We start from the raw sequence: 22,866 nt of genomic DNA, 5'->3' as shown, positions 1-22,866 counted from the left end.
TGAAAATGAAAAAACGGGTAATCTTTTTGTTGACCGGTCTCTTCATTTGGACGTCTGTGCTGCTGGCCCAGAGCGTTCCCGAGGGAGTGATTGGAGCCTTCAAGGAAGGAAACTCTCAGGAGCTCAACAAGTATCTGGGTGACAAGGTCGATTTAATCATTCAGAATAAGTCGACCCATGCCGACAAGCGGACGGCAGAGGGCGCAATGGCTGCTTTCTTCTCCAACCACAAGGTCGGCAGTTTTACTGTGAACCACAAGGGGAAGCGCGATGAGTCCGGTTTCGTCATCGGTACCTTGACAACCGCCAATGGAAACTTTCGGGTGAATTGTTTCTTCAGAAAAGTACAGAACAAATATGTCATACATCAAATAAGGATAGATAAAACAGATGAATAAGGAAGAAGAATTGATTGACAGGCTGATAGACCTGGCTTTCGCCGAAGACATAGGCGATGGAGACCATACAACCCTTTCGTGCATTCCTGCCACGGCAACGGGCAAGTCCAAACTGCTGATAAAAGAGCCGGGCATACTGGCCGGTATCGAAATAGCCAAGGAGGTGTTCCGTCGTTTCGACCCTACCATGAAGGTGGAAGTGTTTATTAATGACGGTACAGCCGTAAAGCCGGGCGACGTGGCCATGATTGTGGAAGGCAAGATACAGTCGCTGCTGCAAACGGAGCGTCTGATGCTGAACATCATGCAGCGCATGAGTGGCATTGCCACCATGACACATAAGTATGCCGAGCAACTGAAAGGTACGAATACCCGTGTACTCGATACCCGCAAGACTACTCCGGGCATGCGTATCCTTGAGAAAATGGCAGTGAAAATCGGTGGCGGGGTAAACCACCGTATCGGCTTGTTCGATATGATTTTGCTGAAAGACAACCATGTGGACTTTGCCGGAGGCATCGACAAGGCCATCAACCGTGCCAAGGAATATTGCAAGGAAAAAGGTAAGGACCTCAAGATAGAAATAGAAGTGCGCAACTTCGACGAATTGCAGCAAGTGCTCGACCTGGGCGGCGTAGACCGTATCATGTTCGACAACTTCACCCCGGCAATGACAAAGAAGGCTGTGGAGATGGTAGGCGGCCGCTATGAAACGGAATCTTCCGGCGGCATCACGTTTGATACGCTCCGCGACTATGCCGAATGCGGTGTAGACTTTATTTCCGTAGGAGCTTTGACTCACTCCGTGAAAGGATTGGACATGAGCTTTAAAGCATGTTGACAAAGGCGGAAAGCATTATTGCAGAATAATAAGAAAGCCTCTCATAAAGAATGCTGCATTACGGCAGATTTATGAGAGGCTTTCTCTTGATAACCGGCAGAGTAATGGCTCCTGGAAAAACAGATATGGATAATAGCATCGGAAAATATGAAAAACATACCATGGAATAAAGTAAAAACAACTGTCAAAGGTTGGCAAGTGGGAGACTACATCCGGCAGACTTCCATTGTGGTGATTGGTGTAGTGATAACATTTGCCGGCAGTGAGTTGGTTACTCAAAACTCCGAGGGGAAAGATATTCGGGCCACCATGTCGCTAATCAGGGATGAACTGAAAAGCAATCGGGAGAATTATGAGAGTATCGTTTCAGAGTTCAGAGAGGATGAACACCTTTCCAGCTTATTGGTGGAGCATGACTTGAAGTATCGGACGATACCGGAAGATTCATTGATACAGTTCCGCTTTCTTATGGGGCATATCCGTAATTTTTATTATAGTCAGAATGCGTTGGATATACTTAAAAGCTCCATGTTGATGCAGAAGATTTCGGATAAAGAATTACTGTTGCAGTTGACTGGAATCTATGAAGTATTGGATGGATTCAAGGCGACTATGAATGGCTATTACGATATGAAGGACGAAATTATACTTCCTTTTCATTTGGCATTGACTGACGAACAGACGGACCAGTTAAATCGTGGAGGATATGAGGCGTGGGATATCTACTTGTCGGATAGGTCGGTACGGAACTTTGTCAGGGTAGCGAAAAACTATTTCACACCAGACTATGTAGAACGTGTGGGAAAACGCATAGACGAGGCAATACAAATGCTTGAAGAAAGATATGATTTAAAGTAAAATGATTATGGTAACTAAAATCAGTTTGGGTAAAATAAAAACTACCATTAAAGGCTGGAAGCTGGGTGATTATTTCCGTCAGTTCAGCATTGTGGCTGCGGGTATCATTGTTACTTTCTGGGGAAGTGACCGGATTACTGAGAATGCCCGCCAGAAGGAGGTACGTGCTACGATGCAGTTGGTGGCGGATGAGTTGGAGTATAACAAGGGGGAGTTGCTCGAGACAGAGTACTTGTTGAAGCAGGATATGCACATGAGTTTGCTGTTGAAAGAACATAAAATGTCCGTAGCAGAAATTCCCCAGGATACTTTGGATAAGTATCAGGGATTATTCGGTAATTTATATGACTTCTCTTATCGTACCGATGCGTTGGATGTTCTGAAAGGTTCTTCCATGATGCAGTATATTCCGGACAAGCGCTTGCTACAGGATATATTGCAGGCTTATTATCAGCTGGGAGGCGTACAGAAATCGGTCAACGACTATTATAGTTTGAAAAAGAGTGTACTTGTATCTGTTAATATGTTGCAGAGCAGGGAAGAAGTTTTGGCCGGCAATAGTGGCAGCATTTATCATCTTTTGGAAAATGATAAATTTATCAATTTTGTGGATTTGACTCCCAATTTCTTCGTTTGGAGAGAATTTATTTCTTTGAATGAGATACTGGACAAGCAAATACAGGTTCTGAGGGCCAAATATAAATAATCTCTGCTCTTTAACTTCTTTTTAGAATTATTTCAGCAGCATTTTCCGCAATGCTGCGTCTAACTAACAAACGACGCGAAGAGGCGTCCGTAAAACGAGCACTGACATTGGAAAATGAGATAGAACTGATTGAGGGCTGCCGGGCAGGAAAGGATTCCGCCCGAAAGGAATTATACACCCTCTACTCCAAGCAGATGCTGGCGGTATGTTACCGCTATACGGGCGATGTCGATGCGGCCCATGACGTATTGCACGATGGCTTCATCAAAATTTTCACCCACTTCACCTTCCGTGGCGAATGTGCATTGAGTACCTGGGTGACAAGGGTAATGGTGACGCAGGCGATAGACTACCTGCGGAGGCAGCAACGCTTCAGCCAACTGGTGGTGAATGAGGAACAATTGCCCGACATTCCGGATGAAGCGGGCATTGCCGAAACCGGAGGCCGCATTTCCGAAGAAATGCTGATGGCGTTCGTGGCGGAACTTCCCGATGGATGCCGTACTGTATTCAACTTATACGTCTTTGAGGAGAAATCGCACAAGGAAATAGCCGAAATCCTCCACATCAAAGAGCATTCGTCTACCTCGCAGTTGCATCGTGCCAAGTGTTTGTTGATAAAAAGAATTAAAGAATATACTGAATATGAGAGAAAATGATGAAATAACCGGTTTGTTCCGCAGTCGTCTTGCCGGCGCAGAGATGACAGTGCGGGAGGACTTCTGGGAAGGGTTGCAACGTGACTTGCCGTCACCGGTTGCCGTAAAAGGCAGGAGGCAGCTTCTTCTTTCTCCGAGGTTTCACCGCGTAGCCGCAGCCGCCTCTGTTGTATTTGTACTGGGAGCTGCTTCTGCCGCTTTCTGGTATTTCTCTCCGAAAGAGGAAATCAAGGAGGCCTTTACACAAGTGGCAGTCATGACACCGGAAGGCAACTTGAACGGGGATGTGGTGCAGGAAAGTTTTCCCTCTATCCATCAGGCCAACCCCGTGGCACAAAAACCCGGTACACAGCATCCCGCCAACGGCATTCCGGCAGGATTGACGGCGCAGGCCGATGAGGATGAATCCGTGTCCGTCCATGTTTCCATCCGGATTACCCAACGGGTGTACGGAAACCAGCCGCAGCCGGGAAACGGTTATTACAGTAACGGAACTCCGGCCGGAAACGGTAACTACCATTCAAATTCCGGCCATAAGGATGCTGATATAGACAGAGTGCCGTCATCTTCTGAGGAAGAACCGGCAAAGTCTGTGGCTGTATCGCCGTCCAAGCCCCGTAATTGGGCATTGAAAGCAGGCATCGGCACTTCCCTCCCGAAAGGGAATTTCCATATGCCGTTCACAGCCGGGGTAAGTGTGGAACGTCGTTTAGATAAGCATTTCTCCTTGGAAGCCGGTCTTCAGTATAATTGCTTGGATGGTGACCATACGTTGCATACGCTGGGAGTTCCGGTAAGGCTGAACATGATGCTGGCCAGTACGCCGAAAGTGGATTTCTATGCTATGGTAGGTGGAACAGCCGAAAAATGCATTGCAGGTGCTCCGGACAATGGATTCGGCGCAGAGCCGGTACAGTTGTCGGTTGCTGCCGGAGTAGGGGTACGCTATAAAATGAACGACCGTTTTGCCTTGTTTGCAGAGCCGTCCGTGTCCCATCATTTCGATACGGACTCGCAGACGAGAACCTTGCGTACGGAACGGCCCACCAATCTGAATCTGTTGTGCGGCGTGCGCATGACTTATTAATCTTAAATACCATACAAATATGAAGACTCTATACAATAAATTACATATATTCGGGCAGACTATGCTGCTCGTATTCTTTACTCTTTCTGTTCTCTCTTTGGGCTCTTGCAGCAAAGAAACGTTGGACTACAACCATCCGGATGTAGACTTGTTTGTCAAGCAGTTGAAGGCTGGCAAATATTCTACCCAAAGTCCGGATGGATTGAGTAACATGCCCAAGTTCACTTCCGAAGATATAGAGGAATTGCTGAAGTATGCCGAGGACTTGACGGTCATTCCCTCTTTCCCCCTGGCTCCGGTATCCTATTCGGCAGGTGGCAAGCTGCGTTTGGGCGAATGCATCTTGTGGACGGTAGAGACTATCCGCCTCGGGAACAATGCTTCGATGGGATGCAAGATGGTGCATACGGATGCGGAGAATTATGAAGGTATCTATTTCCTTTCGGACGAAGAGGTGCTGGATGCCGCCTCGCGCTACCGACGCTGGTGGGAAACCCGTAAGTATCCACGGACCATGTGGACGATTGACCCCTGCTATGACGAACCGCTTTGTGGCAGCGGATATATGTGGTGGTGAAATGTTTTTAGGGATTAAGGATTAGGGATTAAGTAATCAAAACTGTCAGGTGAAGATATCTATACTTGTTTGGGGGTTGCTCTGTGCAGTAGCCTTCCCTTGCTATGCCCAAAACTGGACTCCTCAGGACTCGTTGAGGCTGAACCGGTTGCTGAAGGGCGAGGGGGAGGTAAGGCTGAATCCGGAGGTATTGCAGGAATTGGAAATGAACAATTCACTGGGCACTCCAAAAGCGGCGATGGACAAGTCGTGGATGGATTTTGATAGTTCATTGCCCGTCATGCCGAAAGCGCCCGAGAAAAAAGTGGTGCTTACCCTGCGTCCCTATACGGCCAATACCAAATATAATTGGGACCCCATTTATCAGAAAAAAATCAAGGTAGACAAGGATACTTGGCGGGGAGACGAATTCTATGCGCTTAAGATTCTGAAGCTTCCCACGAACTGGGCTAAACATCCGTTTGATGCCGGTCTGCGTGAGACGGTGGAGCAGATTGAAGCAACCGGTCTGCGTTACCGGGTGACGGAGCGGGCCAATAATATGGCTGTGGGTGGTTGGCAAGGTGCCGGTGGAGGCGGAATTTCCGGTTTAGACCTGATGATGCCTTTTACCCGTGAGTTTTGGAATATCAAAGGTCGCAAGCGCCGTGCCCGTACGCTGGAAGTATTGAAGGCGTATGGAGACTCGATAACAGTTTTGGAAAAACGGTAGTTTGTCACTTTCTTTTCAAATTTTGAACTTTCTTTCTTCTCCTCTTGTTTTCATTAGTAAATCTTTTAAAAAAAGTAATAATGAACAGAGTGACTTCTCTATTCGGAATAAGATATCCGATAATTCAAGGTGGTATGGTGTGGTGTAGCGGCTGGAGACTTGCTGCTGCTGTAAGCAATGCGGGAGGGTTGGGCCTGCTCGGCGCAGGTTCGATGCATCCCGAAACGTTGCGGGAGCATATCAGGAAATGCCGTGAGGCTACGCATCATGCTTTTGGTGTGAACATTCCCTTGATGTATCCCCAGATAGAAGAGATAATGCAGATTGTGGCCGACGAGGGAGTGAAGATTGTATTTACATCTGCCGGCAGCCCGAAGAAATGGACCGGTTGGTTGCACGAGCGTGGCATCACGGTGGTGCATGTTGTTTCGTCCTCGCGTTTTGCCGTGAAGGCAGAAGAGGCGGGTGTCGATGCAATAGTTGCCGAAGGTTCGAAGCCGGTGGGCACAATGGGAGGGAGGAGACTACCACTCTGTGCCTGATACCTGCTGTACGTGCAGTTACTACACTTCCGCTGATTGCCGCCGGTGGCATTGCAACGGGTGAGGCCATGCTGGCTGCCCGGGTGCTGGGTGCGGAAGGTGTGCAGATTGGTACACGCTTTGCCTTGACGGCAGAAAGTTCTGCAAGCGAGGTATTTAAGGATTACTGCCTGCATTTGGAAGAAGGGGATACCCGTCTGCTTTTGAAGAAATTGGCTCCGGTGCGTCTGGTGCGCAATAACTTTCGCAGCGCCGTAGAGGCTGCTGAGGCTGTGGGCGCTTCAGAGGAAGAACTTCGTATCCTTTTAGGGCGTGGCCGTGCCAAACGTGGTATTTTTGAAGGTGACTTGGAAGAAGGGGAACTGGAAATAGGGCAGGTATCTGCCTTGCTGCATGGAAAGGGAGTGCAGTCTGTGGCGTCGGTCATGCAAGAGCTGGTGGAGGAGAGCAGAAGGGCGTGGGAGAGAATGCAGGAAACGTTTTAAAAAAAATGGTGACAAGATAATTATGCATAAGTTTTTTCGTATCTTTGACTCGATATAGAAAATCATTGATATTATGAGTCCGGTATTTAGACGCGAAGACGGTTATTGTTTCAAAATTTTCTCTAATGAAGAAGAACGACAGCATATTCATGTAATTAAGGCTGAATGTGAAGCGAAGTTTTGGTTAGAGCCGTCTATAGAGCTGGCTGAAAACTATGGTTTTAAAAATAAGGATTTGAAAAGAATAACTCAAATATTGGAGCAATATGGAAACGAATTTAAACGCCAATTCACAGAACACATCGGTAAGCGTGTTGATGATTAATGCTCAAGGGATTATGCTGTCAGTGAAAGGTAACGATTTCTTTATTTCCTATAATCGCGTACCTTGGTTACGAGATGCTCGAATTTCGGATGTTTTAAATGTGCGTATGTGTGGGCATTCGGCTATAGAGTGGGAAGCGTTAGGTGTTGATTTGGAGATTGAGAGTCTGAAACATCCGGAGCGTTATCCTCTTATTATGAAACGTAATCCGTTGGATTGCATTTAAAGAATGTAATGGTGCTATACTAAAAAAGGAATATTCCCGGTGATTTCGGGGATATTCCTTTTTTAGTTCCAACTTATAACCTTTTATCCTTTGGGGATATTGGTTGTGTCTTTTGCCATATTTCCACTTGTGGCGGAATTGCTTGTGCCATTGCTGCTGGTAGTGGCGCTACCGGTAGCCATATTTGTTGCACTTTTACCGGCTGTCTGCACAGCGGGTTGCTCTTCCCAGTGGAATGGTTCGAAGCTACTGTTCGGGTCAACCCAGGACGGTTTCTTGGAGGCATAAATAATGAACGGGGCAATGACTACAATCAGCGCACCGATGATGAGCACGGAGAACCATACAGTGTTGCTGCCTGTTGAAATCTGGCTGGGCGGGATAAAGCTCAGCACGAATGCCAGCAATGAACCGCAGAAGCCAAGCCCACCGATGAGCCACATCAATCCGTTGCCATTCTTGCCGATACGGAACGGACGGTTCAGCTTCTTCATCTTATAACGCAGCACGATGGCTCCGGAGAACATCAGCATATACATGATAAGATAGAGGACTACAGTCAGCTGTGACAGAATTTGGTAGAAACTCTGTACGGAAGGCATGACTACGAACAGAAGGCTCAGTACGGTTACTGCACCGCCTTGTACATAAAGGATATTCTTCTGTACGCCCAGCTTGTTTGTCTTTTGGAAGAACGGAGGCATGTAGCCTGCTTTTCCTACGGCAAAGATACCTTTGGACGGACCGGCAACCCATGTCAATACACCTGCCAGCACACCGAATGCCAGAGCAATGGCAATGATGGGTGACAGCCAGGAGGCACGGATGTAATGGAAATAGTTATCGAAGCCTACAAGCAGACTCTGTGTCAGACTGATGTCTTTGGCCGGGATGATGATGCCCAGTGAGAAAGTGCCGAGTACGAAGATGATAACCGTAATGGCTGCACCGATAAACACTGCCTTCGGATAATTCTTGGAGGGATTGTTCACGTCTTTTACGTGGATACCGCCCATTTCCATACCGGCATAGAAGAGGAAGATACTGGCAGCAAGCACCACGTTGTCGAAGTTCGTCAAGTCGGGGAAGAAGCTGCTGTGGAAGTCCAGGTTGGAGTGTCCGCCGGTGGCAAGGTAGATGATACCCAGGATAATCAGCAGTGCGGCAGGAATAATGGTCCCGACCAGGCCGCCGACCTTTGCCACTTTACCTACCAGCTCATGCCCTTCATGGAGATGAACGTGGCCAGCCAGTAGATGATGAGGACAACGACGAGCGAGTAATACTTGTTGTTGGCCAGTGCCATGTCGTGTACGTCGTTCATGCCGATGAAAGCAATGGATACGGCACCGAATGTCAATACGGTAGGATACCAGATTGTACTTTCAATCCATTGTACCCAGATGGCAAGGAAGCCCAGTCTTTTTCCGTAGGCTTCGCCCACCCAGCGGAACACACCGCCTTGCTTGTCTTGAAACATGGCAGCCAGTTCCGCGGCGACAAGTGACGTCGGAATCAGAAAAACAATGGCTGCAAATAAGTAGTAGAAGGCCGAACTCATTCCGTACACGGCCTCGGCAGGAAGTCCACGTAGGGATACTACTGCCGTCACATTCATGATTGCCAGGGTAAATACCCCCAGCTTCACTGTTTGTTTAATATTTGCCATAAGTTAAGGTTTTAGATGAAAAATATATTCAAAATCAGCGTCTATAACAACACTTGGGAAGAGTTGTTCCCAACGGATAAGTGAAAGTTCCGGTTTTAACTATTCAGGAAGCGTCGGCTTTGGGCGCGGGCTTCTGTGCAACTTTCTTGTAGAACTCTTCTTTTTCCTTATTGCGCCGTTCGACCAGGCTCGTTACATACACTGTAAAGATAGGGAACATCATCATGCCCAGCGCAGCCAGCAGTACGGACAGTACCCGTCCGGTGGGGGTGACTGCTATGATATTGGAACCCACCGTCGTCACATCCATAAATGCCCACCACAAGGCGTCTCCATATCCTTTGACCAAAGGATTGGGACCATGCTCCATGACATAAAAGGCCAAGCTGGAAAAATAGACAGTGGCCAGCAGCATGGTAAGGTAGGAAACAAACAGTCCCGATGCTCGGTTGTACGTCAGCCAACCCACTACGATAGCCATGGCGTAACCGCCCCGCACCAATGGGATGAAACGCAGCATATAGGTTATCTCGGGTGAGAAAGTCCATCCCATATAGCAATGATGTTTTGGTAGGGTATAGCCACCAGCAGGAAAATGAAATGTGTGGCCACGTAGTGACCCTTCTTCTCTGCCAGGAACCATTCCAATACAAAATCCGCCAGGAACAGAGCGCATATCCACAACTGTACTTTCATGTAGACCGACTGTTCATAGAAGGGAATCCCCTTGAACGTGTCGACAGAGATGCTGATAACTAAAAATAGCGACAGTATCAATATAATGACATGCAGTATGCCATAGATACCTTTTTCCCGCAATACAAATTCTGATAGAGCCATTTTCATGATGAAGTCCATTATAAAGTCATAAGTTATGAGTTATAAGTCATTTGCTGATTACGGTGCCTACCAACAAATAACTCATAACCTATAACTCATAACTAAAAAGAGAAGCTTATTCTGTAATCGTTACGTTATCACCATTGAACACACCCAGGCCGAGCTTGTTCATGATGAACTTGATTGCCGATTGGGCCTTTACGGAGTTTCCCGCTTCGTCCAGGGGAGGAGCGAAGGCCGATACTCCCATGACACCGGGCAATACGGCCATTACGCCGCCGCCTACACCGCTTTTGGCCGGTATGCCGGCGGTGTACATCCAGTCGCCGGAATGCTCGTAGAAGCCTACGGTCGAAATCATCGACGTGATTTTCGGTGCCAGGCTGCTTCGAACACCGTTTGTTTGGTGACGGGGTTCACGCCGTTGTTGGCGATGGTTCCTGCGGCAATGCCCAGTTGCCGGGCTGTGATGCCGAGAGAACACTGGCGGGTATAGAGGTCGAGGGCCATATCCGGATCATCGTAGATGCGGTTGTAGTTTTTCAGCAGCCAGGCAATGGAGCGGTTGTTGAAGTTGGTAGCCGTTTCCGATTTGTACAGTTCGTCGATGAGTTGCGGGGCAGAGCCGCACAGCTCAGTGACATTCTGTACAATGGCATCCCATTTCTTGTCGGAGTTTCCCACTGGCTGCACCATGGAACAAGCGGAAATGGCACCGGCATTTACCAATGGAGTGGAAGGGTGGTCGTTTTCCAGCAAAATGGCGATGATGGAGTTGAACGGTAGTCCCGTGGCATCGGCACCTATCATGTCCAGCACTTTCTGTGCACCGTATTGGCGCAGGATAAGGATGGCTGTGTGTACCTTCGAGACGGACTCTATACCGAAATGATAGTCTGTATCACCTATATTGATGGTCTGCCCGTTCATCAGGCAGATGCTGAGCCCGAACAGTCTGGAGTCTATGTTGGCAAGGTAGGGATATAATCCGCATTCTTGCCTCCCGTGCTGCCCTTCACCTCGTTGTAGGCTTCTTGGGCAACCTCCTTTATTTGTGAAATTGATATTTTCTTTTCCATATTAGTTGTTACTTTTTATGTGTACGGCATCCGTGGTTGAATATTTTGGTTTCCACCGGCAGGTTCTTTTCCTGCGCCATACGGGTAGGAGTCGGGTAATCCAGTTTCTCCAGCTCTGTGATGGCATTCTTGATGTCACCCAGCAGCATGTCTGCCATGTCGCGGCTGAATCCTTGGCGGACAACGACACGCATTACGACGTAGTCTTCCAGTTTTGAAGGCAGGGTATAGGCGGGTACCATCCAACCGTGTTGTGACAGCTTGTCCTGCAGGTCATACAGAGTCCATTTGGCAGCTTTTGCATATTCCGGTTTCAAGTACCAGATGAACAGCGGGTTCACAACTTCGTCGGAATAGTTTACGAACGGAGCCATCTTGCCGATTTCGTCATGGATGTACTTGGCGATGGTCAGGGAGTTGTACTGTACTTCTTTGTAACCCTGGAATCCCAAACGGATGAACTGGTAATATTGACCCAGAATCTGTGCGGCAGGACGGGAGAAGTTCAGGCCTACCTGGGTAATGTTGGCACCGAGGTAGTTTACGCTGAATGACATTTCTTCGGGCAGATATTCCTTGCCTTTCCAGCAAACCCAGCCCAGACCCGGATAAACCAGACCGAATTTGTGTCCGCTGACGCTGATGGAGAGTACCCACTTCAAACGGAAGTCCCATTTCTTTTCGGGATAGAGGAACGGGAGGATGAAACCGCCGCTGGCGGCATCTACGTGGATAGGAATGTCGTAGCCGGTCTTTGCATTGTAGGCATCGAGGGCTTTGTCGAGGGCTTCGACGTCATCGTTCAGTCCTGTCCATGTAACGCCTTGGATAGGCACGATACAGATGGTGTTCTCATCACACATCTTCAAAGCTTCTTCGGGGTCGAGCGTGGTCTTGTCCAGTGTCAAGGGCACTTCACGCATTTCAATCTGCCACAATTGGGCGAATTTTTCCCATACCACCTGGAAACCGGTTGAAATAACGAAGTTTGGTTTGTCGAACGGTTTGCCTTGTGCCTGACGTTTCTTGCGCCAGCGCAACCAGGCTGCCACACCACCCAGCATACATGCCTCCGAGGAACCGATGGCAAGTGCGCCGGTTTTCCAGGTCTCTTTTTCAGGAGAGTTCCAGAGGTTGGCCACGATGTTGATACATTTACCGTTCATTACGGCGATGCGCGGATATTCGGTCTCGTCAATGTAGTTGATGTTGATGGCTTCGTTCATCAGCTTGGTGGCATATTCGTCCATATAGGTAGTGACGAATGTAGCCAGATTCAAGCGAGGCTGCGTTTGGGCGAAGGTCTCGTCTTTCACCATCTGATAGGCGATTTCCGGGGTAGTAGGTCCGTCGGGAATCTTTTCTACGGGTGAGGGTTGTAACATACGGTTTGAGCCGAATACTTCAGTTTTCGCATCTCCTTTTCTGAAATTCAAATCTTCCATATAAATAAGTTTTTTAAAGGTTTAGGCGGCGGGGCTTTTCCCCGTCGAATTTCCCACAACAACGAGGTTTGCGGATGAAAGTTCCGGGGTTTTACATTATTTGGCGTTTATTAAAGGGCAGCGTAGTAAAATCTTAAAAAACGAACATTCTGAAGGTAGGTTTGTTGTTCCCACATTATTCATTTAATTAATATACTACTATATGAAAATTAATACCGGAAGGGGCACAATCCCCCTTATCACGCTTGTCGGCATTTGGTCTGTCTCTGCATTGACTTCCTTGCCGGGATTGGCCGTATCACCTATTTTGGGACAGCTTACCACCATTTTTCCACATGCCACGGAACTGGATATACAGATGCTTACCTCCCTACCTTCGCTGCTGATAATTCCTTTTGTGCTGTTGGCGGGCAAGCTGGCAGAGAAACGTGATTTTGTACGTCTGCTGAAAGCGGGCCTTTGGATGTTTGCCGCCAGTGGGGTACTTTATCTTTTTTCGGACAAAATGTGGCAGTTGATGGTGGTCAGCGCTTTGCTTGGCATCGGTTCGGGGGTGATTATTCCGTTGTCCACCGGTCTGGTTTCACGCTATTTCACGGGGGAATATCGGGTGAAGCAGTTTGGTTACAGTTCTGCCATCACCAATGTGACGCTGGTTGTGGCAACGGCGGTGACTGGGTATCTGGCAGAGGTAAACTGGCACTTGCCTTTCGTGGTATATCTGCTTCCGTTGGTTTCTCTGCTGCTTGTCGGGTATTTGAAGGGGGATACCGGTCAGCCGCAGATAACAGAAGATACGGTTACCGTTGTTCCGGAGGAATCCAAGCGTGCGGTTCCCGGTAAATACGGCATCCATGTCCGCCATCTGCTACAGTTGATGCTGTTTTATGGCGTCACTACGTATGTAGTGCTGGCGGTTACTTTTGACTTGCCTTTTTTGATGGAGGCACATCACTTCTCCAGCGGAAATTCCGGATTGATGATTTCCTTATTCTTCCTTGCCATTATGGCTCCGGGCTTCTTCCTGGGGCATATCGTGAAGTGGATGGGGAGAAATACGAAGTTCTACAGCCTTTTGTCCATTGCAGCGGGTTTGCTCTTGATATGGATTTCGCCTAAAGAATGGCTGATAATACCGGGATGTATGTTGGTTGGTTTGGGATATGGTGTCATTCAACCGCTGATTTATGACGAGACAGTAGATACGGCTATACCGGAAAAAACAACTTTGGCACTGGCCTTTGTAATGGTGATGAATTATCTGGCGATCCTATTGTCCCCGTTCATTACAGACTTCTTTCAGACCTTGTTTCACACTAGTTCCAAGGAATTCCCGTTTATTTTCAATCTCTGCATCACACTGCTCGCTATGTGGTGGGAGAAAAAGAGAATGTGGCAAAGCTCTTAACACTTTCATAATGTTATAATATTAGGTGCGGATTAAGAGGGTTTTGACACACTCTATAACTTATAGCTCAATCGCCTCATATTTCAGCCCGAAGACATCGGCTACAGCTTTGTATGTTACCTTGCCTTCCACTACGTTCAATCCCAGCGCCAGAGCCGGATCGTCCTTGCAGGCTTGTCTCCAGCCTTTGCATGCCAGGGCAACGGTGTAGGGCAGGGTGGCATTTGTCAGTGCCATGGTGGAGGTGAAGGGTACGGCGCCGGGGATATTGGCAACGGCGTAGTGCACAATTCCATCCACAATGTAGGTAGGATCGCTGTGCGTAGTGGGATGGGAGGTTTCGAAACAACCGCCTTGGTCGATGGCTACGTCCACGAGTACGGTGCCGGGTTTCATCATCTTCAGCATTTCGCGGGTGATGAGATGCGGGGCCTTGTCACCGGGGATGAGGACGGAACCTACTACCATGTCGATGTTCGGCAATTCCATCTTGATGTTATGGGTGGAAGAATAGAGTGTCTTTACGTTTTTCGGCATCACTTCACTCAGGTAGCGCAGGCGGGGGAGGTTGATGTCTGTAATCAGCACTTCGGCACCCATTCCGGCAGCTATCTGTGCGGCATTGGTGCCCACGATACCGCCTCCAAGGATAAGTACGCGTGCGGGACGTACACCAGTCACTCCACCCATCAGTTTTCCCTTGCCGCCTTGTGGCTTTTCAAGGAAGCGGGCTCCTACTTGTGTAGCCATACGTCCTGCCACCTCGCTCATGGGAGTAAGTAGCGGAAGTGAGTGGTCTTCTTTTTCCACGGTTTCGTAGGCGATGCAGACGGCACCGCTTTCAATCATGGCTTCGGTCAGTAATTTATCGGCTGCAAAGTGGAAGTAGGTAAATACCACTTGTCCCTTTTTAATCAGTTTGTACTCCGGTGCAATAGGTTCCTTTACCTTGACAATCATGTCGGCTGCGGCATACGTCTCTTCAATGGTCGGTAAAGTCTTTGCACCTACGGCGATGTAGTCATCGTCGGAGAAGCCGCTGTTTGCGCCTGCCGTGGCCTGCACATACACCGTATGACCTTTTTTCACCAACTCGGCTACTCCGGCAGGGGTCATGCCCACGCGGTTCTCGTTGTTCTTGATTTCTTTAGGTACTCCGATAATCATAACCTTAAAGTTTTAATTGGGGGGTTAAACATGGCGCAATATAGCGATTTCCCGGCTTGGGTGTTATTGGTGCAGCTATGTTCTTCAACAGAATTTTTATGCATGTCCATTGTGCTATTTTTTTGTTTTCTCCTGATTGCTCCCTGCCTTCTTCATGTTTTCTCCCTGTCTATACAGAGGGACTTGGTAGGGAGCAGATAGGGAGCAGATAGGGAGCGGGTAGAGCGCAGGGAATGGAAATGTTTTGTTTGTCGGAAAATCCTTTTTCTCACTACAGAGTTCACAGAGTTTCATGGAGTTCTCCGGGAAAAATCAGTGATAATCCGTGTAATCTTCCTATATTTGCATGGATTAAATAATATTGACTGTATAAGATATGAAATATTCTCTGTTTTTCTTTCTCTTGCTTTTTGTCGGTGGTATGCAGGGCGGCTATGCCCAGGAAACCGATACAGGCAAGACCTCCTTCATCCCGCCTTTTGATTTCCCCATCACCTTCTCCGGTAACTTCGGCGAGATACGTGCCAACCATTTTCATGGCGGGCTGGACTTCAAGACCGGCGGCACCATCGGCAAGCCGGTACGCGCCCTGGCCGACGGACATATTTCGCGTATCCGCGTTACCCACGGTTCGGGCTATGTGCTCGATGTGGCTTATGACAACGGCTATTCGACGATAAACCGCCATTTGAGTGCTTTTGTGGGCGATGTGGCCCGCCGGGTTGAAGACTTGCAGTACGAGAAAGAGAGTTGGGAGGTGGAAATTACTCCCGAGCCCGGTGAATATCCCGTGAAGGCCGGTCAGATAATAGCTTTGAGCGGAAACACCGGATACTCTTTCGGTCCGCACCTGCATCTGGATATGATAGAGACGGCTACGGACGAATATATAGACCCGCTGCCTTTTTTCATGGACAAGGTGAAGGACAAGACTGCCCCGCGTGCCGAAGGTATCATGCTGTTTCCCCAGCCGGGAAAAGGAGTGGTGGAAGGCAAGCAGGCGCGACGGGCTTTTCCGGCACATCCTGCGAAACCCATTACCGCCTGGGGACTGATTGGTGCAGGCATCCGTGCCTACGATTATATGGACGGAGTGCAGAATAAATATGGCGTGAAGACGGTGATTCTCGAAGTGGACGGTGAGGAAGTCTTCCGCAGTACGGTAGACCGCTTTGCCTATGAGGAGAACCGCTATATCAATTCGTGGACACACGGTCAGTACATGAAGTCTTTTATAGAGCCGGGCAACCGCCTTCGCATGCTGCAGGCATCCAACGGCAATCGCGGCTGGTGGAAATCAACGAAGAACGCCCTTACCGGTTTGTCTATACGCTGAGCGATGCGCTGGGAAATACCTCCAAGGTCCGCTTTACAGTCCAGGGGCAGAAGACGACCATTGCTCCGGTGGAACATCGTGAGAAATATGCCCTCAAATGGGACAAGGTGAACTATCTGCAGGAGCCGGGGCTGGAGTTGGTTATCCCGAAAGGAATGCTCTACGATGACGTCTTGCTGAACTACTCCGTGCGGGCTGATAGTGGCGACATCGCTTTCACCTATCAACTGAACGATACCCGTATTCCTATGCACGATGCCTGCGATTTGCGTATCGGCTTGCGCCGGCGTCCGGTAGAGGATATGACCAAATATTATGTGGCGGGCGTAACGGAGCGCGGTAGAAAATACCGCATCGGCGGTAAGTATGAGGATGGTGTCATGAAAGTGCGTATACGGGATTTGGGGACTTATACCGTGGCGGTGGATACGGTTCCGCCGGTGATAACTCCCGTGAACCAAGCCCAATGGGGACGTACGGGAAAAATCATCTTCAAGGCCAAGGACAAGGAAACCGGCATCAATACCTATCGGGGTACGATTGACGGGAAGTATGCCTTGTTCGGCAAGCCCAATTCCATCAGTGGCAACCTGGTGTGCGAGCTCGACCCGAAACATGTGGAGAAAGGCGGCAAGCACGTGGTGGAGATGACGGTGACGGATGGCTGTGGCAACCGTACCACCGAACAGTTTGACTTTGTATGGTAAAGACTCTCCCCAGGCTTTACCCCCTCCGGTTCTCCCGTTGTCGGGGGAGAGCAATCCGGTAGGGGGGGGAGGTTTGAAGTTGCTTTTGCTGTATATAGTGTAATAAAAATATGTGTAACAAGCCATCATTCCCTTCTCCCCTCTCTTTCGGAGAGGGGGCGGGGGTGAGCCTTAATTTATCAGAAGTATGAAAAGTAAAAGACTGACTCTTTCCGTCTTGTTTATTGTGGCAGCCGTGGCGAATGCGCTGGCCTGCACCAATCTTATCGTAGGTAAGAACGCCTCCGCGGACGGTTCTACCATCGTTTCTTATTCTGCCGATTCCTATGGCTTGTTCGGCGAGTTATACCATTATCCTGCCGGCATGCACAAGAAAGGCACGCTGATTGACATACACGAGTGGGACACCGGCAAATACCTTGGGCAGATAGAGCAGGCCCGCCAGACGTACAACGTCATCGGCAATATGAATGAGTTCCAGCTCACTATCGGTGAGACGACATTCGGCGGACGTCCCGAGCTGGTGGATACCACCGGCATCATCGACTACGGCAGTTTGATTTACCTCGGTCTGCAACGCTCACGCACCGCCCGCGAGGCCATCAAGGTGATGACGGAACTGGTGCAGGAATACGGCTATTACAGCAGTGGCGAGTCCTTTACCGTTGCCGACCCCAACGAGATATGGATTATGGAGATGATTGGCAAGGGACCCGGTGTGCGCGGTGCCGTATGGGTAGCTGTCCGCGTACCTGATGACTGTATCTCCGCTCATGCCAACCAGAGCCGTATTCATCAGTTCAACATGAACGACAAGGAAAACTGTATGTACTCTGCCGACGTCATCTCCTTTGCACGTGAGAAGGGGTATTTTGACGGTGTGAACAAGGATTTCAGCTTTGCCGATGCTTACGCTCCGCTCGATTTCGGTGCCCGCCGCTATTGCGAGGCCCGCGTATGGAGTTATTTCAATATGTTTACCGACCGCGGCAACGAGTTCCTACCTTATATATTAGGTGAGACGAATACTCCGATGCCTCTGTTTGTGAAGCCCAACCGCAAAGTTTCCGTGCAGGATGTGAAGAACGCCATGCGCGACCATTATGAAGGTACCCCTCTCGACATCAGCAAAGATTTCGGTGCAGGCCCGTATCATACCCCGTACCGCCTTTCTCCACTCTCTTTCAAGGTGGGTGACCAGGAATACTTCAATGAGCGTCCCATCTCCACCCAGCAGAGCGGTTTCGTATTCGTGGCACAGATGCGCTCCGAGTTGCCCGACCCTATCGGTGGAGTATTGTGGTTCGGCACGGATGATGCCAACATGACGGTATTTACACCCGTATACTGCTGTACGGACAAGGTTCCCGTATGCTACACCCGTGTGGACGGCGCCGATTACATCACTTTCTCCTGGAACTCCGCTTTCTGGATTTTCAACTGGGTGGCCAATATGGTTTATCCCCGTTATGATTTGATGATGGGCGACGTGCGTGCCACTCAGACAGAGTTGGAGACAACCTTCAACGAAGCGCAGGAAGGCGTTGAGGCTGCTGCTGCCAAACTGCTGGAAAAAGACCCTGCCAAAGCAAAGGCATTCCTTACCAATTATACGAACATGACCGCCCAAAGCACTTTCGATACCTGGAAACGTCTTGGCGAGTTTCTTGTCGTAAAGTACAATGACGGCGTTGTCAAACGTATGAAAAACGGTCAATTCGAACGTAATTCCATCGGCCAGCCGGCAGGCGTAATCCGCCCGGGATACCCGAAGGAGTTCCTCGAAGAGTATGTTAAGCAGACAGGAGACAGATATAAAATGCCTGAATAAAATTAGGATATTTGAACTTATTCTCCTACATTTGTGTCTTACAAAAAAGTTTATATTAACCCTTAAAACAATAACAGTCTTATGGAAAATCAGGAACTGATTAAGCAGGTGACTGAGAAAGCCGAAAAATGGCTTACCCCGGCATATGATGCCGAAACTCAGGCAGAAGTGAAACGCATGTTGGAAAATCCAGATAAAACCGAATTGATAGACAGTTTTTACAAAGACCTGGAGTTTGGAACGGGTGGTCTGCGCGGCATCATGGGTGCCGGTACAAACCGCATGAACATCTATACCGTAGGTGCCGCCACACAAGGCTTGTCCAACTATCTGAACAAATGCTTTGCCGGAAAGAAGGATATCTCCGTTGTTGTGGGTCACGACTGCCGCAACAATAGCGACAAGTTCGCCAAGATTTCCGCCGACATCTTCTCTGCAAACGGCATCAAGGTATATCTTTTTGATGACCTTCGTCCTACGCCCGAAGTTTCATTCGCCATCCGCCACTTCGGCTGCCAGAGCGGTATCAACATCACTGCCAGCCATAATCCCAGAGAATATAATGGCTACAAGGCTTATTGGGATGACGGTGCGCAGGTGCTCGCTCCGCACGATACAGCCATCATCGACGAGGTGAACAAGGTGACTGTGGACGACATCAAGTTCAACGGTAACAAGGACTTGATTCAGATTATCGGCAAGGAAGTGGATAAGGTTTATCTGGACATGGTTCACTCCATCTCCATCGACCCCGAAGTCATCCGTCGCCAGAAAGACCTCAGCATTGTGTATACTCCGCTTCATGGCGCAGGCCGCGTGCTCATTCCGGACTCATTGAAGGAGTGGGGATTTGAGAATATCAACTGCGTGCCCGAACAGATGGTGAAGGACGGCAATTTCTCGACAGTGGTTTCTCCGAACCCCGAAAATGCCGAAGCCCTTTCCATGGCCATTGCGCTGGCCAAGAAGATTGACGCCGACATCGTGATGGCAAGTGACCCGGATGCCGACCGTGTTGGCATGGCCTGCAAGGACGATAAGGGCGAGTGGGTGCTTATCAACGGTAACCAGACGTGTCTCATCTTCTTGTACTACATCATCAAGAACCGTATTGCAATGGGTAAGATGCAGCCGAACGACTTCATCGTGAAGACCATCGTGACCACTGAACTCATCAAGGCTGTGGCAGACAAGAACAAGATTGAAATGCGCGACTGTTACACCGGCTTCAAGTGGATTGCCCGTGAAATCCGTCTGAGCGAAGGCAAGCAGCAGTATATCGGTGGTGGTGAAGAAAGCTATGGCTTCCTGGCCGAAGACTTTGTCCGTGATAAAGATGCGGTTTCTGCCTGCTCCTTGCTGGCCGAAATCTGTGCTTGGGCCAAAGACCAGGGCAAGACGCTCTATGACGTATTGATGGAAATCTATGTAGAATATGGATTCTCGAAGGAAACCACCGTGAATGTGGTGAAACCGGGTAAGAGCGGTGCCGAAGAAATCAAGGCGATGATGGATAACTTCCGTGCCAATCCTCCGAAGGAAATCGGCGGTTCGGCTGTCAGCCTGATTAAGGATTACAAGACGCTGGAACTGACTGATGCCCAGGGCAACGTAAGCAAGCTGGATATGCCCGAGACTTCCAATGTGCTTCAATATTTCACTGTAGACGGCACGAAGATTTCTGTCCGTCCTTCCGGTACGGAACCGAAGATTAAGTTCTATATCGAGGTGAAGGGCGAGATGGGTTGTCCGAAATGCTATGCCAGCGCCGATACCGAAGCTGGGAAGAAAGTGGAGGCAGTGCGCAAGTCACTCGGCATTTGATAGGAAAGAGGAAAAATGTGTATATAGTATTCAGAGAGGCGTAACCCGTGAGGCTGCGCCTCTTCCTTTTGCTTCTGTGTTGAAAGAAAACTTAAATAAAGACTTAAACCCGACGGTTGATGAACAAAACGTTTGCAGGGAAGTTTAGTATATGCAGATTGCGGTTACACACCGATTGGTTGATGTGAATGAGAGTCGTTTCATTCGTAGTTGTTCGTTTGTGAGTGTGTGTTTTCCGCAATCTGCTTTTTTAAATATCTTCCCCCTTCTTTTTAATTTTTAATTCTTTAATTTTTAATTGTTCTCCATCCACCAGTCTATCAGCCTTCTTGCGATACTCAGCTTTCGTGGTATTTCGGGCAGGTTGTCTTTGGAATAGAAGGCGGCAGCGGTCAGCTCATCTTCCTGCAGTTTTATCTCCCCGCTTTCGTAGTCGGCAATGAAGCCCACCATCAATCCGCTGGGGTAGGGCCAGGGCTGGTTACTGAAGTAGGTGATGTTCTTTACCTTCAGCCCCGTTTCCTCAAAAACTTCCCGTTCCACACATTCTTCCAGTGTCTCGCCGGCTTCGAGGAAGCCTGCTACCAGTCCGTAGAAGGTTCCGCGGAAGTTCCGGGCATGCACCAGCAGGATTTCGTCTCCTTTGCGTATCAGTACGATGATGGCGGTGGAAACGGGAGGGTACATCTCATTGCCGCAGTTGGGGCATTTCTTCATGATGGGGGTCTGGCGCTCCATGGCGCTGCCACATACGGGGCAGAAGCGGCTGTGCTCGTCCCAATAGAGTATCTGGAAGGCCTTTCCTGCAGAGCGGTACTCGTCCGGCGAGATGTAGTCGTACGATGCACGCAGGCCTATCATGACCCATTCGTCGGTTTCGGCCACGGGCTGTTCCAAGGCAAATGCATGTACTTGCTTGCCGTTGGGTGGGAACACTTCGTGTATATTACTTCCGGCTTCCGGTGTCAGAGGAGGCTCTATACTGACGGGTACGCTGTATTTTATTTCTCCTTTGTCTGTATATCCTTTTTTCAGCAGCAGTTGGTCTTTGAAGAAGACGAACCACTGCGTGCAGGGTTGGGGTTCTGTTGATTTTTCCATTGTTTGTTATTTTATTATTTGAGGGGGAGCCTGTCCGAAAACTCTGTGGCTGCTTTCTTTCTTTTCAAAGAGAAAATGCATGAATCTTTGTGTCTTTGTGCCTCTGTGTGTGTTCTCTAAATTTCGTTTGCTGTGTCTTTTTCTTGCCGCACATAGACCGTTGACCTTCCCATCCCGCGGCGGCGCAGGAACCCTTGCCGGATGAAGTTGTTCAGTTCGTCTATGGCGGCATGTCTGGTCAGTCCGCTTAGCTGGATGTATTCGTTCTTGTTGATGCATACATTCTGTTTGAGGAACAGTTCCAGTTCGGCTTTTCTTGTTTCTTCTGTGGTCTCTACTGCTTTTTTCGATTTCTTGGTAGTGGAGTGTACACGTTCCAACGTCATTTTCTTCTTGATGTTGTTGCGGAACGTGCTGCTGATGCGCAGGTGCACGTTTTGGAATTGGACGGATTCGGAACGGATTTTCTTTTTCTCATCGTCGGTCTCGCGCAGGCATTTCAGTGAAGTGCTGAAGAATCCGAGTTCTCCCAGCTCCACGATGTTTCCGTTGGCAAGGAGGTCGCACAGCTCGTCGATGCAGGCATCCAATGCTGCCCCTATCACATTTTTTGGCAGATGCTGGAAAGTTGCGATATGTTCCACAAATTCCTTTTGGGTATAATTCCTTTTCGGGCAGATACGTGCGTGGAGTGATTTCTTGTCTTCTTTCCCGTCGGGCGAAGGCGTTTCGTAAAGGTCGTAATACGCGCTCATAAGATATTTATTTTTGTTTATAGCGATAAACAGTTCTCGTCGCTTCGGGGAATTATTTTTGTCGCTAAGCGGATTAATTTTCTTCTTCCTAAAAACTAATCGTCCGACAACTGTTGCATTATCGTCCAACAGTTGTTTAATTATCGTCCGACAGCTGTCGGACGAAACAGAAATGGGTATGGGACGATTAATTCTTAGTGAACAAAGGTATAAAATATAGTGATACGAAGGGTAGTGTTTGGGGAGGAAAGTTTTAGTTTTCGGCAAAAGAGGGGGGATATGAAGAGT

General features: G+C 48.9%; 17 protein-coding genes and 5 pseudogenes. 15 read left to right on the top strand and 7 right to left on the bottom strand.

Translation table 11 applies throughout. From position 1 onward, the window contains the following. The first annotated feature begins 5 nt into the window (after positions 1 to 5). The 11 genes and pseudogenes from JCM16496_RS09555 (at position 6) to JCM16496_RS09505 (ending at position 7,416) form a co-directional block, all read left to right on the top strand. Entirely contained in the window at positions 6 to 398 is a 393-nt protein-coding gene (locus JCM16496_RS09555; RefSeq protein ID WP_025833917.1) for a DUF4783 domain-containing protein, read from the top strand. Beyond that, positions 391 to 1,239: a carboxylating nicotinate-nucleotide diphosphorylase gene (nadC, locus tag JCM16496_RS09550; RefSeq protein ID WP_025833916.1), complete on the top strand. Its 849-nt coding sequence runs from the start codon at positions 391 to 393 to the stop codon at positions 1,237 to 1,239. The genes JCM16496_RS09555 and nadC overlap by 8 nt, the downstream gene beginning before the upstream one ends. 147 nt (positions 1,240 to 1,386) lie before the next feature. After that, positions 1,387 to 2,097, top strand: a complete 711-nt coding sequence (locus tag JCM16496_RS09545; RefSeq protein ID WP_025833915.1) for a hypothetical protein — start codon at positions 1,387 to 1,389, stop codon at positions 2,095 to 2,097. 7 nt (positions 2,098 to 2,104) lie between these two features. Beyond that, on the top strand, positions 2,105 to 2,803 hold the full coding sequence (locus JCM16496_RS09540; protein ID WP_128809524.1) for a hypothetical protein: 699 nt from the start codon (positions 2,105 to 2,107) through the stop codon (positions 2,801 to 2,803). A 50-nt stretch (positions 2,804 to 2,853) separates the two neighbouring features. Then, positions 2,854 to 3,462: an RNA polymerase sigma factor gene (locus tag JCM16496_RS09535; RefSeq protein ID WP_128809523.1), complete on the top strand. Its 609-nt coding sequence runs from the start codon at positions 2,854 to 2,856 to the stop codon at positions 3,460 to 3,462. Next, complete coding sequence (locus JCM16496_RS09530; RefSeq protein WP_025833909.1) at positions 3,449 to 4,549, top strand: putative outer membrane beta-barrel protein; 1,101 nt, start codon at positions 3,449 to 3,451, stop codon at positions 4,547 to 4,549. Before JCM16496_RS09535 ends, JCM16496_RS09530 begins: the two co-directional genes overlap by 14 nt. A gap of 19 nt (positions 4,550 to 4,568) precedes the next feature. Further along, the gene (locus JCM16496_RS09525) at positions 4,569 to 5,126 is read left to right on the top strand and encodes a DUF4943 family protein (protein WP_009038260.1); all 558 of its coding nucleotides are present in this window, start codon (positions 4,569 to 4,571) and stop codon (positions 5,124 to 5,126) included. A gap of 49 nt (positions 5,127 to 5,175) precedes the next feature. Further along, positions 5,176 to 5,838, top strand: a complete 663-nt coding sequence (locus JCM16496_RS09520; RefSeq protein ID WP_025833902.1) for a DUF4858 domain-containing protein — start codon at positions 5,176 to 5,178, stop codon at positions 5,836 to 5,838. An 80-nt stretch (positions 5,839 to 5,918) separates the two neighbouring features. After that, positions 5,919 to 6,865, top strand: a pseudogene (locus JCM16496_RS09515) (NAD(P)H-dependent flavin oxidoreductase). Between the two features lie 73 nt (positions 6,866 to 6,938). Further along, on the top strand, positions 6,939 to 7,190 hold the full coding sequence (locus JCM16496_RS09510) for a DUF4160 domain-containing protein (protein ID WP_025833900.1): 252 nt from the start codon (positions 6,939 to 6,941) through the stop codon (positions 7,188 to 7,190). Then, positions 7,183 to 7,416, top strand: coding sequence for a DUF2442 domain-containing protein (locus JCM16496_RS09505; protein WP_025833898.1), 234 nt, complete (start codon positions 7,183 to 7,185; stop codon positions 7,414 to 7,416). Before JCM16496_RS09510 ends, JCM16496_RS09505 begins: the two co-directional genes overlap by 8 nt. Positions 7,417 to 7,499: 83 nt before the next feature. On the opposite strand, the pseudogene gadC reads toward JCM16496_RS09505, so the two are convergent. From gadC to gad, 4 genes and pseudogenes are all read right to left on the bottom strand, one after another. Next, positions 7,500 to 9,085, bottom strand: a pseudogene (gene gadC / locus JCM16496_RS09500) (glutamine/gamma-aminobutyrate antiporter GadC). Between the two features lie 103 nt (positions 9,086 to 9,188). Further along, positions 9,189 to 9,931, bottom strand: a pseudogene (locus JCM16496_RS09495) (potassium channel family protein). A gap of 109 nt (positions 9,932 to 10,040) precedes the next feature. Beyond that, positions 10,041 to 10,855 (bottom strand): annotated as a pseudogene (gene glsA / locus JCM16496_RS09490) (glutaminase A). A 157-nt stretch (positions 10,856 to 11,012) separates the two neighbouring features. Then, a complete protein-coding gene (gad, locus tag JCM16496_RS09485) occupies positions 11,013 to 12,449 on the bottom strand; it encodes a glutamate decarboxylase (RefSeq protein WP_025833896.1) in 1,437 nt (478 codons plus the stop codon). Positions 12,450 to 12,651: 202 nt separating this feature from the next. On the opposite strand from gad, the gene JCM16496_RS09480 reads away from it, so the two are divergent. Beyond that, complete coding sequence (locus tag JCM16496_RS09480; RefSeq protein WP_025833894.1) at positions 12,652 to 13,857, top strand: MFS transporter; 1,206 nt, start codon at positions 12,652 to 12,654, stop codon at positions 13,855 to 13,857. A 60-nt stretch (positions 13,858 to 13,917) separates the two neighbouring features. Here the strand turns inward: JCM16496_RS09480 and ald are convergent, their stop codons facing one another. Next, positions 13,918 to 15,024 carry an alanine dehydrogenase gene (ald, locus tag JCM16496_RS09475; protein WP_025833892.1) on the bottom strand — a complete coding sequence of 369 codons (1,107 nt, stop codon included), beginning with the start codon at positions 15,022 to 15,024 and terminating at the stop codon, positions 13,918 to 13,920. A 376-nt stretch (positions 15,025 to 15,400) separates the two neighbouring features. Here ald and JCM16496_RS09470 point away from each other — a divergent pair. The 3 genes and pseudogenes from JCM16496_RS09470 (at position 15,401) to JCM16496_RS09460 (ending at position 20,722) form a co-directional block, all read left to right on the top strand. Continuing rightward, a pseudogene (locus tag JCM16496_RS09470) lies at positions 15,401 to 17,067 on the top strand (M23 family metallopeptidase). Between the two features lie 187 nt (positions 17,068 to 17,254). Next, entirely contained in the window at positions 17,255 to 18,898 is a 1,644-nt protein-coding gene (locus tag JCM16496_RS09465; RefSeq protein WP_025833890.1) for a C69 family dipeptidase, read from the top strand. An 81-nt stretch (positions 18,899 to 18,979) separates the two neighbouring features. Beyond that, the gene (locus JCM16496_RS09460; protein WP_025833888.1) at positions 18,980 to 20,722 is read left to right on the top strand and encodes a phospho-sugar mutase; all 1,743 of its coding nucleotides are present in this window, start codon (positions 18,980 to 18,982) and stop codon (positions 20,720 to 20,722) included. 294 nt (positions 20,723 to 21,016) lie between these two features. Here the strand turns inward: JCM16496_RS09460 and nudC are convergent, their stop codons facing one another. Both nudC and JCM16496_RS09450 read right to left on the bottom strand, forming a co-directional pair. Continuing rightward, positions 21,017 to 21,823 (bottom strand): NAD(+) diphosphatase, encoded by an 807-nt coding sequence (nudC, locus tag JCM16496_RS09455; protein WP_025833886.1) that lies wholly within the window; start codon positions 21,821 to 21,823, stop codon positions 21,017 to 21,019. Between the two features lie 116 nt (positions 21,824 to 21,939). Next, on the bottom strand, positions 21,940 to 22,578 hold the full coding sequence (locus JCM16496_RS09450) for an HU family DNA-binding protein (protein ID WP_025833883.1): 639 nt from the start codon (positions 22,576 to 22,578) through the stop codon (positions 21,940 to 21,942). Positions 22,579 to 22,866 lie beyond the last annotated feature (288 nt).

Origin of the sequence: Bacteroides rodentium JCM 16496 (assembly GCF_000614125.1) — a bacterium.
Lineage (GTDB): Bacteria > Bacteroidota > Bacteroidia > Bacteroidales > Bacteroidaceae > Bacteroides > Bacteroides rodentium.
Note: the sequence above shows the minus strand (reverse complement) of the source record. Positions and strands in the feature narration are given on the sequence as shown.